General features: G+C 41.1%; 13 protein-coding genes. 8 read left to right on the top strand and 5 right to left on the bottom strand.

Going from position 1 to position 13,801, the window contains the following annotated elements:
* Positions 1-73: 73 nt before the first annotated feature.
* The 4 genes from ftsE to MTN96_RS20190 all read left to right on the top strand — a co-directional run bounded on the left by ftsE (position 74) and on the right by MTN96_RS20190 (position 5,304).
* Entirely contained in the window at positions 74-751 is a 678-nt protein-coding gene (gene ftsE / locus MTN96_RS20205; RefSeq protein ID WP_013465956.1) for a cell division ATP-binding protein FtsE, read from the top strand.
* Positions 748-1,734, top strand: coding sequence for a permease-like cell division protein FtsX (gene ftsX / locus MTN96_RS20200; protein ID WP_036980252.1), 987 nt, complete (start codon positions 748-750; stop codon positions 1,732-1,734). The genes ftsE and ftsX overlap by 4 nt, the downstream gene beginning before the upstream one ends.
* Positions 1,735-2,241: 507 nt before the next feature.
* Complete coding sequence (gene rpoH / locus MTN96_RS20195; protein WP_016899742.1) at positions 2,242-3,105, top strand: RNA polymerase sigma factor RpoH; 864 nt, start codon at positions 2,242-2,244, stop codon at positions 3,103-3,105.
* A gap of 327 nt (positions 3,106-3,432) precedes the next feature.
* Positions 3,433-5,304 (top strand): methyl-accepting chemotaxis protein, encoded by a 1,872-nt coding sequence (locus tag MTN96_RS20190; RefSeq protein WP_248532621.1) that lies wholly within the window; start codon positions 3,433-3,435, stop codon positions 5,302-5,304.
* Between the two features lie 58 nt (positions 5,305-5,362).
* Here MTN96_RS20190 and MTN96_RS20185 read toward each other — a convergent pair whose 3' ends face one another.
* The 4 genes from MTN96_RS20185 to gpmM are packed head-to-tail and all read right to left on the bottom strand — an operon-like array spanning position 5,363 to position 10,159.
* Positions 5,363-6,115: a divergent polysaccharide deacetylase family protein gene (locus tag MTN96_RS20185; protein WP_248532651.1), complete on the bottom strand. Its 753-nt coding sequence runs from the start codon at positions 6,113-6,115 to the stop codon at positions 5,363-5,365.
* Positions 6,116-6,172: 57 nt separating this feature from the next.
* Positions 6,173-7,438, bottom strand: coding sequence for a S41 family peptidase (locus MTN96_RS20180; RefSeq protein ID WP_248532620.1), 1,266 nt, complete (start codon positions 7,436-7,438; stop codon positions 6,173-6,175).
* Positions 7,439-7,471: 33 nt separating this feature from the next.
* Positions 7,472-8,611 carry a murein hydrolase activator EnvC gene (locus MTN96_RS20175; RefSeq protein WP_248532619.1) on the bottom strand — a complete coding sequence of 380 codons (1,140 nt, stop codon included), beginning with the start codon at positions 8,609-8,611 and terminating at the stop codon, positions 7,472-7,474.
* Between the two features lie 3 nt (positions 8,612-8,614).
* Positions 8,615-10,159 carry a 2,3-bisphosphoglycerate-independent phosphoglycerate mutase gene (gpmM, locus tag MTN96_RS20170; protein WP_248532618.1) on the bottom strand — a complete coding sequence of 515 codons (1,545 nt, stop codon included), beginning with the start codon at positions 10,157-10,159 and terminating at the stop codon, positions 8,615-8,617.
* Positions 10,160-10,914: 755 nt separating this feature from the next.
* Here gpmM and MTN96_RS20165 point away from each other — a divergent pair.
* The 4 genes from MTN96_RS20165 to gpsA are packed head-to-tail and all read left to right on the top strand — an operon-like array spanning position 10,915 to position 13,174.
* The gene (locus MTN96_RS20165; RefSeq protein ID WP_013465947.1) at positions 10,915-11,346 is read left to right on the top strand and encodes a rhodanese-like domain-containing protein; all 432 of its coding nucleotides are present in this window, start codon (positions 10,915-10,917) and stop codon (positions 11,344-11,346) included.
* 32 nt (positions 11,347-11,378) lie between these two features.
* Positions 11,379-11,636, top strand: coding sequence for a glutaredoxin 3 (gene grxC, locus MTN96_RS20160; RefSeq protein ID WP_016899746.1), 258 nt, complete (start codon positions 11,379-11,381; stop codon positions 11,634-11,636).
* Positions 11,637-11,674: 38 nt separating this feature from the next.
* Positions 11,675-12,163 carry a protein-export chaperone SecB gene (gene secB, locus MTN96_RS20155; protein ID WP_013465945.1) on the top strand — a complete coding sequence of 163 codons (489 nt, stop codon included), beginning with the start codon at positions 11,675-11,677 and terminating at the stop codon, positions 12,161-12,163.
* A 3-nt stretch (positions 12,164-12,166) separates the two neighbouring features.
* Positions 12,167-13,174: an NAD(P)H-dependent glycerol-3-phosphate dehydrogenase gene (gpsA, locus tag MTN96_RS20150; RefSeq protein ID WP_013465944.1), complete on the top strand. Its 1,008-nt coding sequence runs from the start codon at positions 12,167-12,169 to the stop codon at positions 13,172-13,174.
* Positions 13,175-13,243: 69 nt separating this feature from the next.
* Here the strand turns inward: gpsA and trmL are convergent, their stop codons facing one another.
* The gene (gene trmL, locus MTN96_RS20145) at positions 13,244-13,708 is read right to left on the bottom strand and encodes a tRNA (uridine(34)/cytosine(34)/5-carboxymethylaminomethyluridine(34)-2'-O)-methyltransferase TrmL (protein ID WP_013465943.1); all 465 of its coding nucleotides are present in this window, start codon (positions 13,706-13,708) and stop codon (positions 13,244-13,246) included.
* Between the last annotated feature and the right edge of the window lie 93 nt (positions 13,709-13,801).

Below are 13,801 nucleotides of genomic sequence, written 5' to 3'. Positions count from 1 at the left end.
GAGCCTGCTCCCTTTTTAATTGCAAGGAATACCAATTGCGTTAGGGCGTTTAATGAGGTTGGCATAATAAAAAATGATAAATTTTCAGCAAGTAAGTAAAACCTATGCCGGTGGGCATCGCGCGCTTGAAAAAGTGAGTTTTCATATAAAACCAGGCGAACTGGCTTTTTTAACGGGCCACAGTGGTGCCGGTAAAAGTACACTTTTAAAGCTTATTAGCTTGATGGAACGTCCTTCTGCGGGCAATGTGTTTATCAATGGCGTGGATTTAAATAAGTTAAATTCACGACAAATTCCGTATGCACGCCGCGACATTGGTATTATTTTTCAAAATCATCGTCTATTAGAACGATACACGGTATTCGATAACGTTGCTTTGCCCTTAATTATTGAAGGGACTCACCACAAGCAAATTGCCAAGCGTGTGCATGGCGCGCTCGATAAAGTGGGCTTGTTAGATAAAGTACGCTGTCATCCCTCCACACTCTCTGGCGGTGAGCAGCAACGTGTAGGGATTGCACGAGCCATTGTTAATTCTCCTCCTATACTATTAGCTGATGAACCTACCGGTAACCTTGATCCTGAGTTATCAATGGAAATATTACGCCTGTTCGAAGACTTTAATAAGCATGGCACCACGGTTTTAATTGCCACCCATGACTTGGGGTTAGTATCACGAATGAAGTATCGTAGTTTAACGCTTCATGATGGGCGGATGAGCCAAGATCCACTGGCTGAGGGTGTATTATGAGTTTACTGTTCAAAAGCCGTCAAAATAGTAATGATAAACAAAAAAAATCCGTATTCTCTGGCGGTTACTTTTTCATTATTAATATTTTTCGCCAAGGTGTGTACAGTCTTGGGGAAATGTGGCGCACGCCATTAGCCTCTATGATGACCATTGCTGTTCTGGGTTTGAGTTTAACGTTGCCCGCAACGTTATATTTAGTGGTTAAAAATGTGCAGCAAGTGAGTAGTGGTTTTGAGCAAGCCAGCGAAATATCCTTGTTTGTAAAAGAGGATATGAGCGAGCAAGAAACGCAAACTCTAGTTAAACGCTTAGCGCTATATCCTGAAATACAACGTGTGACTTTTATTTCTCGCACTGAGGCTTTGGATGAATTTAAAGAAATGTCTGGGTTTGGTCAGGCTTTAGAATACCTAGATAGTAACCCATTACCGAATGTGGTTTTAGTTACACCAACCCAGCGACATAGCCAACCTAATGCGGCTAAGCTATTGCTTAAAAAACTTGAAGGTGAACGCGAAGTTGATTTTGGTAAGCTTGATATTGCTTGGCTTGAACGTTTAAATGCATTACTCAGTTTACTAAAAGAAAGTGTAATTACGATTGCGCTATTATTACTTACCTCAGTGACGCTTATTATAGGCAACACAATTCGTTTATCTATTATGGATAAAAAAGAAGAAATACAGGTAATGAAGCTCGTAGGGGCAACTAATACCTTTATTCATGCCCCCTTTTTATGGACTGGCATTTGGTATGGCGTGATTGGCGGATTGTTTGCTTTTATTTGCGTAGCATTAATGATGTGGTGGCTATCTGCTGCTGTAAGCAGTGTTGCAGGGGTATATCAAACCAGCTTTACGCTAATAGGGCTTAGCCTTAATGAATTTGGCGCGTTGGTATTGTTGGCCACTAGCTTAGGCTTTATTGGTTCTTACTTATCGGTTAACCGTTACATCTCAGAAATAGAACCCGATAAGGTTTAGGGCCCTAATATAATTCTTAAAACTGTCATGTTTTAAGTTTAAAATTATAAACACCCAAAGCAAAAAGATTAATCTTTGCTTTGGCTAGGGTCTGTTGACCTTTGCGGATTAAAATTTGTTCAAATTAGGGGCGGTTTAATCGCGGCGCGAGGTTTGTAACCTAGTGGGCTAAGTAAAAACCGAGCAACAAAGAGTAAATCGCCCCTAGGCAGAACCCTTTGGGCAGCGCCTGTTTGGCATTGATGCTGCGTTATCACCTATTTATGGGGAATAACCACACCACATAGGCTCTGCCTTGCCTAAATACCAAACAGACTGCTGTAAATTTAACCTTGAAAGGTCAACAGACCCTAAACTAATTCATAGGTTATTCAGTCGCCTAGTGTAGACTGACTTAATACTAAAAAAACCACTTGATTTATGATTCAAAAAAGTTTTAAATTCAAGTTAGCACTCTTACTAAAAGAGTGCTAAAATGGTTTCAAATGTTTATCACCGAGGTGAAAAATGAGTAAAGATTTATACGCAATGGCACTTACAGTTGGGCAACAAAGCGCAAGTATGGATGGCTATCTTCAAGCTGTTAGTACTATTCCTATGCTTAAAGTTGAGCAAGAGCAGGAACTTGCAAAAAAACTTCAGGAAGAAGGCGATCTTAGTGCTGCAAAGCAACTCATTATGTCGCATTTGCGCTTTGTAGCGCACATAGCTAAAAGCTACTCGGGTTACGGGTTACCACAAGCTGATTTAATTCAAGAGGGTAACATTGGACTGATGAAGGCAGTAAAACGTTTTGACCCATCAGTGGGTGTACGTTTGGTTTCATTTGCGGTTCATTGGATCAAAGCCGAAATTCATGAGTTTGTGCTTAAAAACTGGCGTATCGTAAAAGTTGCGACAACCAAAGCGCAACGTAAACTGTTTTTTAATCTTCGTAAAAACAAAAAACGTTTAGGCTGGTTTAATCAAGCTGAAGTTAGCACAGTAGCGAGCGAGCTAGGTGTGAGTGAAAAAGAAGTGCGTGAAATGGAGTCGCGTATGAGCGGCCAAGACATGGGCTTTGACTTAACAGGCGACGATAACGACGATGCGCCAACCAGTACTTACTCACCAGTGCAATACTTAACGGATGGTACTGCTGACTTAGCCGATGATATTGAGCAGCAACAATGGCAAGAGCAGTCGCATACGCGATTATTTAGCGCTTTGAAAACCCTCGATGAGCGTTCTCAAGATATCGTTAGCGCACGCTGGTTGTCAGATGATAAAGCAACACTGCAAGAGTTGGCTGAAAAATACAGCGTATCAGCAGAGCGTGTTCGCCAGCTGGAAAAAACAGCAATGAAAAAATTACAAAGCGCGATGAGTTAATCGCACTTATAAAGTTATAAAGCCCTGCATGAAAATGCGGGGCTTTTTTTTAGTTAAAAAAAGAGGTTAACAAAAAGTATCGTCTTTCTTATTTTGCTTACCTCTAGTCACATCTGTATATCTTTTAATTAAATATACCCTAGTTAAAGTTAATGAATAAGTTTGGTTTTAATTTAAATACATGATTTTAGTTTGTTTTTAATTTGGGTATATGAAAATATTCGCGCACCTGAGCGACTTGTCGTTCAAACCGTAGCCTAAATTAAACTGTTAATTACTGTGCTTATTGCCTTTCAATTTCATTTAACGCGAGTATTTACACTCAATATGAACTCATATTCACTAAAGAAAAAGATCTTGCTATCGGTGGTTCTTGCCCTAGCCGTTATTATTGTATTGCTATCGTGGAATAGCTACACCTCTCAAAAAGCGTTACTGTTAAAAAGCAGTATTGATAATGTAAGTCAGTCTGGTAAGCAGCAAGCTGCGAGTATTGAAGATTGGCTAGCTAGTCGTCAGCAGATCATAGAGTCAGTTGCGAGTAAGGTTGAGGGCAATACGCTCAGCGCATTACAGCAAGCCCAAGTGTCGGGTGGTTTTCAATTAACTTACTTTGGAGATAGTATCGGGAAAATGACTGACTCTGATCCAAGTATTGATCGAACCGGCTACGACCCGCGCACTCGTCCATGGTATAAACAAGCACAGTTGAAAAATGGCACCGTAATTACCAAGCCTTATTTAGATACTGCGTTTAATCAGTTGGTTGTTTCTATTGCTAAAACCACACAAAGTGGTGTGGTAGCGGGTGATTTATCGATTGAGTCTTTAGTTAATGATGTTAATACTATGTCTTTACCGGCAAATGGGTATGCCATCATGATGCATCAAGATGGCACTGTGATTGCCTATAAAGACACTAAAAAAGTAATGGCAGATATTACGCATATTGACTCGAAAATAAATCACCAATTCATTTTATCTAATAGTCAAAACGGTGAATTTACTCCCCTTTATTTTAAAGATGAAGGCCGAGAGAAGCTTGTTTGGGGTGAAAATATAAATAATACCGATTGGCAGTTGCTATTTGTACTGGATAAAGAAACCTTAGAGGCACCGTTAATTAGTTTATTAGTAACTCAACTCGTATTAGTCAGTGTGGTACTTTTATTGAGCGTGTTGGCTATTTCATGGTTATTAAGTGTGTTGCTTGCGCCGTTAAGCAGAGTATCTCAAGCGTTATCAACAATTGCTGATGGTAACGGTGATTTGACCCAGCGTATTAGTGTTGATACACAAGATGAAGTTGGGGTACTGGCTGATAGTTTTAATCGCTTTGTAAGCAGCCAGCATGAGCTTATAAGCCATATTCGCCAGTTAGCTACTGATTTAGATTTTGATGCAGAGAAAAGCTTAATCACCAATCAAAACAGTGTCAGTGAGTTGCAGCGTCAGCAACAAGAAGTAGCGATGGTTGCCACTGCGGTTACAGAGATGGCAAGTGCAACACATGAGATTGCTGCTAATGCCGAAAATACCGCGACGGCATCACAGCAGTCAGCGCAAAGTAGTCGTGAAGGTAAACTGTTAGTTGATAAAACCAGAAACACGATTAACTCACTTGCGGGTGAAATAGACCAAACAACCACCGTCATTGGCGAACTAAGCTTACATGCTCAGGCTATATCGAGTATTTTGACCACAATTCAAGAAATTGCTGAGCAAACAAATCTCTTAGCACTCAATGCCGCAATAGAGGCTGCCCGTGCTGGTGAACAAGGGCGTGGCTTTGCAGTGGTTGCCGATGAGGTGCGTGTTCTATCAAGAAGAACGCAAAACTCCACAGCAGAAATTTACACCACCATAGAAACCTTACAAAATACGACCAAAAAAGCAGTGAGCTTGATGGGCAGCAGCAAGGGGTATGCTAACAATAGTGTGGATGATGTTAATGCAGCAGCTCATGCACTAGAGGAAATCACCTTAGCAGTGAATGAAATTTCTGATATGGCGGGTCAAATAGCGGTTGCAGCAGAAGAGCAAACGCAAGTGACCAATGAAATTACTCGAAATACGGTCGCCATTAAAGATGTAACCGATGAAATTACTACCTCAGCCACTGCGCATTTAAGCCAAGCTGAAGTATTAAAAGACAGAGCTACAGATTTAAATGCCAAAGTAGCGACGTTTATTTTATAAATATAATGCGCTTAAGTGAGTTAAATTAACTGACGGGGTAGGATGTTTACTTACCCCATCAGTTTAATGAAATAGCTTGTTGCTGAGCTATTTGTACATATTTACGTTCGACCAGTTGCGATACTGGCACCAGTTCAAATCCTTGCTCACTTAATTGCGGCAAAGCGTGGCGTAAAAAATCGATGGTTTCGGGGTAGGGATGCGCTATTGCAATGGCAAACTGATACTTAGTTGCTTTTGATTTTAGCTCTTCTAATCTTAATTGTAGTTGCTCTGTGGTCGTTATATTGTCTAAAAATACATGTCGGCTAATGTTTTCCACTCCCAAAAAGTTGGCTGCATTCTGAGCTTGGCTTAATTCAGTTGTACGGCTATCAAGAAAATATAGCTGGCGTTTTTTGAGTACTTCCATGGTCCATTTCATTGCTTGGCTTTGTTGAGTCAGCGCAGAGCCCATATGGTTATTAACTCCTTTAACTTGCGGTAAACTCGCCAGCGCATTCCCGAGCGTTTGTTGAAGTTTTGCTTTATCCATATTTAAAGTGAGCGCACCTGGCCCGAGTTTTTTACCATTTAAAGCCTGCATAGGAACATGCAACAGGAGCTCTTTATTTGACTGACTAGCAAGGGTTGCAAATATTTGAGAATAGGGGGTGTGGGGCAATATTGAATAGGACAACTGCCCAGGTAAACTCAGGAATTCTAAATCACGTTGATGATAACCTATATCATCGATCACTATGGCTATTTGCTTGGCTTTAACAGCACTCGTTGTTGCAAATAAGGCAAAAAAAAGCCCAGCTAACACCATTAAATTTATAATTTTCACGTTTTATAATTTTTATTATCTTTAAATAGTTTACCGTTTTTATTGCATGCTAAGTAGCTGTTTTGCTTTTACTAACTGGATATCGGCTAATTCTTCAGCGTTAAAAACGGAGTTTTGTTCTGATTGTTCATTTTTTATTATAACGGCTTTATTTGTTTGTGGAAGTGTTGTTTGATTAATCGCCACATTTGGAGTTACGCCAATACCTTCAATCGATTCACCTGATGGCGTAAAGTAGCGTGCGGTGGTTAGTTTTAAGGCGGTATCACCATCGCCTAATGGAATGAGTGATTGTACCGATCCTTTGCCAAACGACTGACTCCCCACTATTTTTGCACGCATATTTTCTTTTAGTGCTGCAGCCAGTATTTCTGCTGCTGAGGCTGAGTTTTCATTAATCAGGACAACAATAGGTGCGCCTTTTAAAATATCGCCGCGCTTAGCGTAAAACGACTGATTAGAATCATAAAAACGTCCTTTGGTTGTTACGATTAGACCATCTTGTAAAAAGAGATCTGCCACAGCAACCGCGCTTTTTAAAGTCCCACCAGGGTTGTCTCGTAAATCAATAATCAGGCCTTTTAATGCGTGGCCGTAATTGTTTTGCATAGCGGCTATTTGTAAGGCAACTTCATGCAAGGTGTGGTTTGAAAAGGTATTTATAGCAATATAACCGCTACCAGCATCAAGTAGTTGCTTAGTTACACTGGCCAGTTTTATTTGTTTTCTGCTGAGGTTAAATATGAGCGGTGTTAGATTGTTATTTCGGATAATACTTAGTTGTACTTTATTGTTGGGGCTGTCTTTAATTTGCTGCGCGACTAAGTCAATCGGACTGTTTTCTACATGGTGCTGATTAACGGCAGTAATAATATCGCCAGCTCGCAGACCGACTTGTTTAGCAGGCGAATTATTAATTATTTTAACAATCGTGGTGCGCTGCTCAATATTTTTGACCTCAATGCCTAAGCCAGTATAGCGACCATTGGTATTATCAAATAACGCATTTAGCTCATTTTTATCTAAATATTTAGAGTAGGGATCGAGCTTAGAGTATAAACGTTCAAATTGAGAGGTGTTGTATTCAATGTATTCACTGTTATGCAGTGCCAAATCATCAACGTAGTAGGTATGAATATTAAACAGTATTTCATTTATTTTTTGGCTTTCTAAATCTTTGACCGAACTGGCATGAGCATTATTTATAAAGCCAAAAAGTGCCAGTAAAAAAAATAACTGCAAACAAAACCAAAACATTGGTTTTGTTTGCGATACTTTTTTTTGGCAAATGTGTGTGTTTATCATAACTGCCTCTACTAGGATGCAGTTATTTTGATACTAAATACGCCTGCACCATTTTATGGGATTAACAGCACGCCCTTTATGACGTATTTCAAAGTATAGACCAGAATCAGCTTGTCCACCGCTTTGCCCAACTAATGCAACACTTTCACCTTCTCTGACCATATCACCCACGTCTTTTAGCAAGGTTTGTGCATGCCCGTATAAGCTCATAAAGCCTTCTCCGTGGTCCACAACAATCACCCAGCCGTAACCTTTTAACCAATCTGCAAATACCACCTGACCGTTATGAATGCTATTTATTGAAGTGCCCTCTGCAGCAGAAATTAACACGCCTTTCCAGTTAATTCCGCCGTGCTTACGTTGGCCAAACTTGTGCGTTAGTTTGCCTTTACTCGGCCAGCTTAATCTTCCTTTATTTTTATTTAGGCCCAATAGCTCAATTTTTGTGGTTTTTTCTTCTTCAAGTTCTTTAATAGTTGCTATCAGCGTTTGTTCGTTCTCTTCTAAGTAACTAATTGAATTTTTTGTTTTATTTAACTGCTTTTTTAGATTTTTTAGGCTGGCTTGGCGCTCATTTTTAGCGTCAAGAAGCGCTGCTTGTCGCCTTTTTTGTTCATCAAATAAAGCAACTAGCTTTTCTTTTGTTTTTTCAAGCTCAGCTTGATTTTTCGCAATTTCTACCTGCAGCGCTTTAAGTTCATCAAGCTGCTTTATGCGGGCTTTATTTAAGTAGTTGTAATAGCTAAGCGTACGTTCAAATTTAGCGGTATTTTCTTGGTTAAGCAGCATTTTTGAATAGTCATCACTACCTGCCATATAAGCACTTTTTAACTGTGCTGCTAACACACGCTGAAATTGGGCTTGTTGTTTTTCAAGCTTTATCGCGCGTTGTTGTTGCTCTGCTTGCTGTTGTTGTGTTTTTTTAACTGATTGCTCAGCCATATTGAGTGCTTTAGCGTTTTTCGCTATAGCGAGTTCATGTGCTTTTAGCTTTTGCTGCTGTTTAGCTATTTCTTTTTGCTGTTGTTGATATTCAGCTTGGCTTTGCTCTAAAGCCACTTGAACTTGGGATAGGTCTTTTTTAGTACGATCTTCATTAGCCACGGCAACGCCAGTGACTAATGAATGCAGTACACAGATACACGCAATGACGCGGTATGCGCTTTTTTTCATAGGTTATTTCAACACCATAATTGGCGACCCTGTCATTTCTGCAGGTTGCTCTAACCCCATTAAATGCAGCATGGTTGGGGCAACATCGCTCAAGGCTTTGCCTGAATAAGCTTGTGCATCGCGACCTACATAAATAAACGGCACGGGCTCACTGGTATGTGCTGTGTGCGCTTGGCCTGTTTTAAGGTTTGCCATTTGCTCTGCATTGCCATGATCGGCGGTAATAAGTGCTTCGCCGCCATACTCTTTCAATGCATCCACTACACGGCCAATACAGTTATCTACTGCCTCACAGGCTTTAACTGCAGCCTCAAATACACCTGAATGACCGACCATGTCGCCATTAGGGTAGTTACAAATAATGGCATCGTATTTTCCACTTTTTATTGCTTCTACTAGCTTATCGGTAAGCATTTTTGAGTTCATTTCTGGCTGCAAATCATAAGTTGCAACCTGAGGTGATGGGATAAGTTCACGGGTTTCGCCGTCAAACTCATCTTCTCGTCCACCACTGAAGAAAAAGGTAACATGAGCATATTTTTCAGTTTCAGAAATACGCAGTTGAGTTTTACCTTGTTTTTCAAACCATTCGCCAAGTACGTTATTAAGCGGCGTGGGGCCAAAAGCAACAGGCGCATCTATATCGGCTGCGTATTCAGTCATCATTACAAAGCCGCTAAGCTCAGGCGATTTTTTCTTATTAAAGCCGTCAAAGCCTGGTTCTACAAAGGCGCGGGTTATTTCGCGTGCGCGGTCTGCTCTAAAGTTTGCAAATATAATGGTGTCGCCATCATTTACTTTTACAGGTTCGCTGCCTTTAGGAGTGATCGTGCTGGCTGCTACAAATTCGTCATTTTCATCGCGCTCATAAGCGGCATTTAGTGCACTTACGCCTTCTTCATAATCAAAATCGCTTTCACCTAAGGTGATTAAATTATAGGCTTTTTCAACACGGTTCCAGCGGTTGTCTCTGTCCATGGCATAGTAACGGCCAATTAGTGAGGCTAAACGGCCACATTTAAGTTCGCTAAATAAGGCTTCAATACGCTCAATAGACGCTTTAGCACTACGCGGTGGTGTATCGCGTCCATCTAAAAAGGCATGAAAGTACACCTCTTTAGCGCCGCGTTTTGCAGCTAGTTGTATGCTGGCAACAATATGATCTTCGTGGCTATGCACGCCACCTGGACTTAACAGTCCCATAATGTGTACAGCTTTGTTGGCATGAACGGCTTTATCAATGTTTTCAACAAGTGCAGGGGTCGTATCAAATTCGCCATCATCAATGGCTTTGGTGATACGGGTAAAATCTTGATACACAATACGGCCTGCGCCTAAATTAACATGGCCCACCTCAGAATTACCCATTTGGCCATCAGGAAGACCGACATCTAAACCCGATGCTGAAATTAATGTATGAGGACGTGTGGCCCAAAGCTCATCTAATACAGGGGTGTTAGCAGCTAAAATAGCATTGCTTTGCTCATCTTCTCTGTATCCCCAGCCATCTAAAATCATTAATACCAGTGGTTTTTTATGCTCTGTCATAGTCACTCCTATTAGGGTCTGTTGACCTTTGCGGATTAAAATTTGTTCAAACTAGGGGCGGTTTAATCGCGGCGCGAGGTTTGTAACCTAGTGGGCTAAGTAAAAACCGAGCAAAGCTTCCGCGTCCTGCTCACGCCCCTTACCTACATCCATGTAGGCAACAAAGAGTAAATCGCCCCTAGGCAGAACCCTTCGGGCAGCACCTGTTTGGCATTGATGCTGCGTTATCGCCTATTTATGGGGAATAACCACACCACATAGGCTCTGCCTTACCTAAATACCAAACAGACTGCTGCAAATTTAACCTTGAAAGATCAACAGACCCTAGCGTTGCTAAAATACACGCTAACATTAATGCCAACATGCCAAGTCTTAGCATACCGCGTTTTATAGCTAGGATCAGCAATGAAAAGAAGATATTAAAAATTTTCAATTAGGATTGGCTAAATTAAAAACTTTAAAGGGCTAGGTTATTTTTCAGTTAAAAAGAGCAGGGCATTGTGGCTTTCAAGCGTGCTTAAACTCGCATTTTTAGCTGATTTGGGTATACTTGCGCGGCTAATCTCTATTTTATTCAAGTATTGAATAGGGTTGTGGGGTAAGTTAAGCCTATATTGTAGGTTAAAATTCAGAGTAGCCTAACAGCGCTCTATTGATTTGCTGATGAGTGACTGCTCATTGTGCAAGTGCAATTGGTAAGAATTTAAAATATCTAAAACATCCGTTTTAGTATGTAACTTTATAGTGGAAGTCGAATGGATCAATATATTGAATTTGTCTCAAACCATCCAATTTTAAGCCTGGCTTGGGTTGCGATTGCGTTTCTTATTATTAGTGGCGCAATAAAAAGTAAATTTTCAGCAATTCGTCAAATCAATCCTCAGCAGTTAACGTTACTTATTAACCGCGAAGACGGCCAGGTTGTTGATATGCGTGGGCAAAAAGAGTTTAAAACCGGCCATATTGCCGGTGCTGTGCACTTAAACCCAGAAAAAGCTAAAGAATCTGATTTCTCAACCCTTGAAAAGTATAAGAGCAAACCCATAATAGTGGTATGTGCTGCAGGCATGACTGCTTCAGGTGTTGCAACCGCAATGCATAAAGCAGGCTATGAACAGGTTTATGTTTTATCTGGCGGTATGGGTGCGTGGCAATCAGCAAGTCTGCCAACAACAAGCGGTCGCTAATATCTCTTAGCTAAACCGATTAAGGATTAATTATGAGTAACGTTGTTTTATACACCAAAGGATATTGTCCTTTTTGCCATCGCGCATTAGCGCTGTTAGACAGCAAAGGTGTAAAATACACAAATATTGATATTGGCGTTCAGCCAGAGCTTCGCGATGAAATGATCGCCAAAGCCGGTGGCGCAAGCACGGTTCCACAAATTTTTATCAACGATGAACACATCGGTGGCTGTGACGACATGATGGCACTAGAAGCGCAAGGTCACCTTGATGCTAAGCTCAGTGCTTAATTTAATTAATTATAATAAATAACAGGTTAGGAATAACAATGAACGAACAAAATCAAAACGCAGCAGCAGAGGCTGATGCAGGTGCACAGTTTACTATTCAACGTATTTACACTAAAGATGTGTCGTTTGAAACGCCAAATTCGCCAGCTATTTTTCAAAAGGAGTGGGCTCCAGAAGTAAAATTAGATTTAGATACGCGCTCTAACAAGCTTGATGAAGGTGTTTACGAAGTAGTGCTTGCGCTAACTGTAACGGCATCTATCGGTGAAGAAACTGCGTTTTTATGTGAAATTCAACAAGCAGGTATCTTTACGATCGCTGACGTTGAAGAAATGCAATTAGCGCACATGCTAGGTGCATTTTGCCCTAACGTGTTATTCCCATATGCACGTGAAGCGGTATCTAACTTAGTAAATCGTGGTACGTTCCCACAACTTAATCTTGCGCCAGTTAACTTTGACGCATTATTTGCACAGTACATGCAGCAACGCACAGCGCAAGCTGAGCAGGCTACAGCAGACGCTTAATTTATGAATACAGCCACATCAGCTGTTACTGTTTTAGGGGCGGGGTCGTATGGCACCGCCCTTGCTATTTGTTTAGCCCGAAATGGCCACAAAGTGACTTTATGGGGACGCAATAGCCAAGACGTTGCGACGCTTGCAGCTGAGCGAAAAAATCAACGTTACTTACCTGATATTCCTTTTCCTGACACCTTAATCCTTGAAGCAGATTTACAGCGTGCAACGCAAAGTAGCGATATTGTTTTGGTTGTTGTGCCAAGCCACGCATTTGCTGACACATTAAAGCAAATCAAACCTGCTTTGCGCCCAAATGCAAAAATAGCATGGGCCACCAAAGGGCTAGAGCCAAATACTGGGCGTTTGTTACAAGAAGTGGCAGTGCAAGAGCTAGGTGAAGAGGTGCCATTAGCGGTACTTTCAGGGCCAACCTTTGCCAAAGAAATGGCGATGGGATCACCAACTGCAATTTCGGTGTCATCAACATCATCGGCATTTGCTAAACAAATAGCCGATTTATTGCATTGCGGGCGCTCGTTTAGGGTGTATAACAATGATGATTTTATTGGTATACAGCTCGGTGGTGCGGTTAAAAACGTGATTGCCATTGGTGCGGGAATTTCTGATGGAGTGGGGTTTGGTGCAAATGCTCGTACCGCGCTTATCACTCGTGGTTTAGCAGAGTTGTCGCGTTTAGGGTGTGCACTGGGTGCAAAACCTGAAACCTTTATGGGCATGGCTGGGTTAGGTGATTTAATTCTGACCTGTACCGATAACCAATCGCGCAATCGCCGTTTTGGTTTAGCCTTAGGCAAAGGTGAGAGTGTTGATGATGCCATTGCATCAATCGGCCAAGTAGTTGAAGGCTTTAGAAATACCAAAGAAGTGTACTTACTAGCTCAACGCGCTGGTGTGGAAATGCCAATTACCGAGCAAATATACAAAGTACTCTATGAAAATAAAGACATGAAAGCAGCTGCTATGGCCTTATTAGGTCGTGAACAAAAGTCAGAATAAAACGAACTGCTAGGTTTTAGGTGACAGTTATTTTGTTTACCTAAAACCTAAAACCTAAAACCTAAAACCTTATTGCGCGTTTACAAAGCCAAGCTGGCGCCAAGATTCATACACAAACACAGCTACTGCATTAGACAGATTCATACTGCGACTATCGGCTTGCATAGGTATACGCACGCGTTGCTCGTTTGGCAGTGCTTGAATCATGTCATCAGGTAAGCCTCGGGTTTCTGGGCCGAATACTAAGCAATCACCCGCTTCATACTGTGCTTGGTGATGAAATTGGCTACCTTTAGTAGTGCAAGCATACACCTTTTTAGGTTGGCACTTTTCTAAGTAAGCATCAAATGAGGCATGGCGTTGTACATGGCTAAATTCGTGATAGTCAAGTCCAGCGCGTTTTACACGTTTGTCATCCCACTCAAACCCTAACGGTTCAATTAAATGCAATGAATAGCCAGTATTGGCACATAAACGAATGATATTCCCGGTGTTAGGCGGAATTTCAGGTTGGTATAAAACAATATCCAGCACAATAAGCCCTATAAAATCTTTAATTTGACTGGCTCAGTATACACGAACAATGAATAAAAAATGATATACTACAAACATTAAATACAACTTACA

The sequence above is a fragment of the Pseudoalteromonas sp. 2CM28B genome (assembly GCF_023161935.1).
This window is presented reverse-complemented; position numbering and strand designations above follow the sequence as displayed.

Excerpts from the sequence above, each read along its gene's own strand:
- ftsX (WP_036980252.1), top strand. The coding sequence starts at position 748 with ATGAGTTTACTGTTCAAAAGCCGTCAAAATAGTAATGATAAACAAAAA.
- MTN96_RS20175 (WP_248532619.1), bottom strand. The coding sequence starts at position 8,611 with ATGAAAAAAAGCGCATACCGCGTCATTGCGTGTATCTGTGTACTGCAT.
- MTN96_RS20190 (WP_248532621.1), top strand. The coding sequence starts at position 3,433 with ATGAACTCATATTCACTAAAGAAAAAGATCTTGCTATCGGTGGTTCTT.
- MTN96_RS20185 (WP_248532651.1), bottom strand. The coding sequence starts at position 6,115 with ATGGTGTTAGCTGGGCTTTTTTTTGCCTTATTTGCAACAACGAGTGCT.
- grxC (WP_016899746.1), top strand. The coding sequence starts at position 11,379 with ATGAGTAACGTTGTTTTATACACCAAAGGATATTGTCCTTTTTGCCAT.
- ftsE (WP_013465956.1), top strand. The coding sequence starts at position 74 with ATGATAAATTTTCAGCAAGTAAGTAAAACCTATGCCGGTGGGCATCGC.
- secB (WP_013465945.1), top strand. The coding sequence starts at position 11,675 with ATGAACGAACAAAATCAAAACGCAGCAGCAGAGGCTGATGCAGGTGCA.
- gpsA (WP_013465944.1), top strand. The coding sequence starts at position 12,167 with ATGAATACAGCCACATCAGCTGTTACTGTTTTAGGGGCGGGGTCGTAT.
- MTN96_RS20180 (WP_248532620.1), bottom strand. The coding sequence starts at position 7,438 with ATGATAAACACACACATTTGCCAAAAAAAAGTATCGCAAACAAAACCA.
- rpoH (WP_016899742.1), top strand. The coding sequence starts at position 2,242 with ATGAGTAAAGATTTATACGCAATGGCACTTACAGTTGGGCAACAAAGC.
- MTN96_RS20165 (WP_013465947.1), top strand. The coding sequence starts at position 10,915 with ATGGATCAATATATTGAATTTGTCTCAAACCATCCAATTTTAAGCCTG.
- gpmM (WP_248532618.1), bottom strand. The coding sequence starts at position 10,159 with ATGACAGAGCATAAAAAACCACTGGTATTAATGATTTTAGATGGCTGG.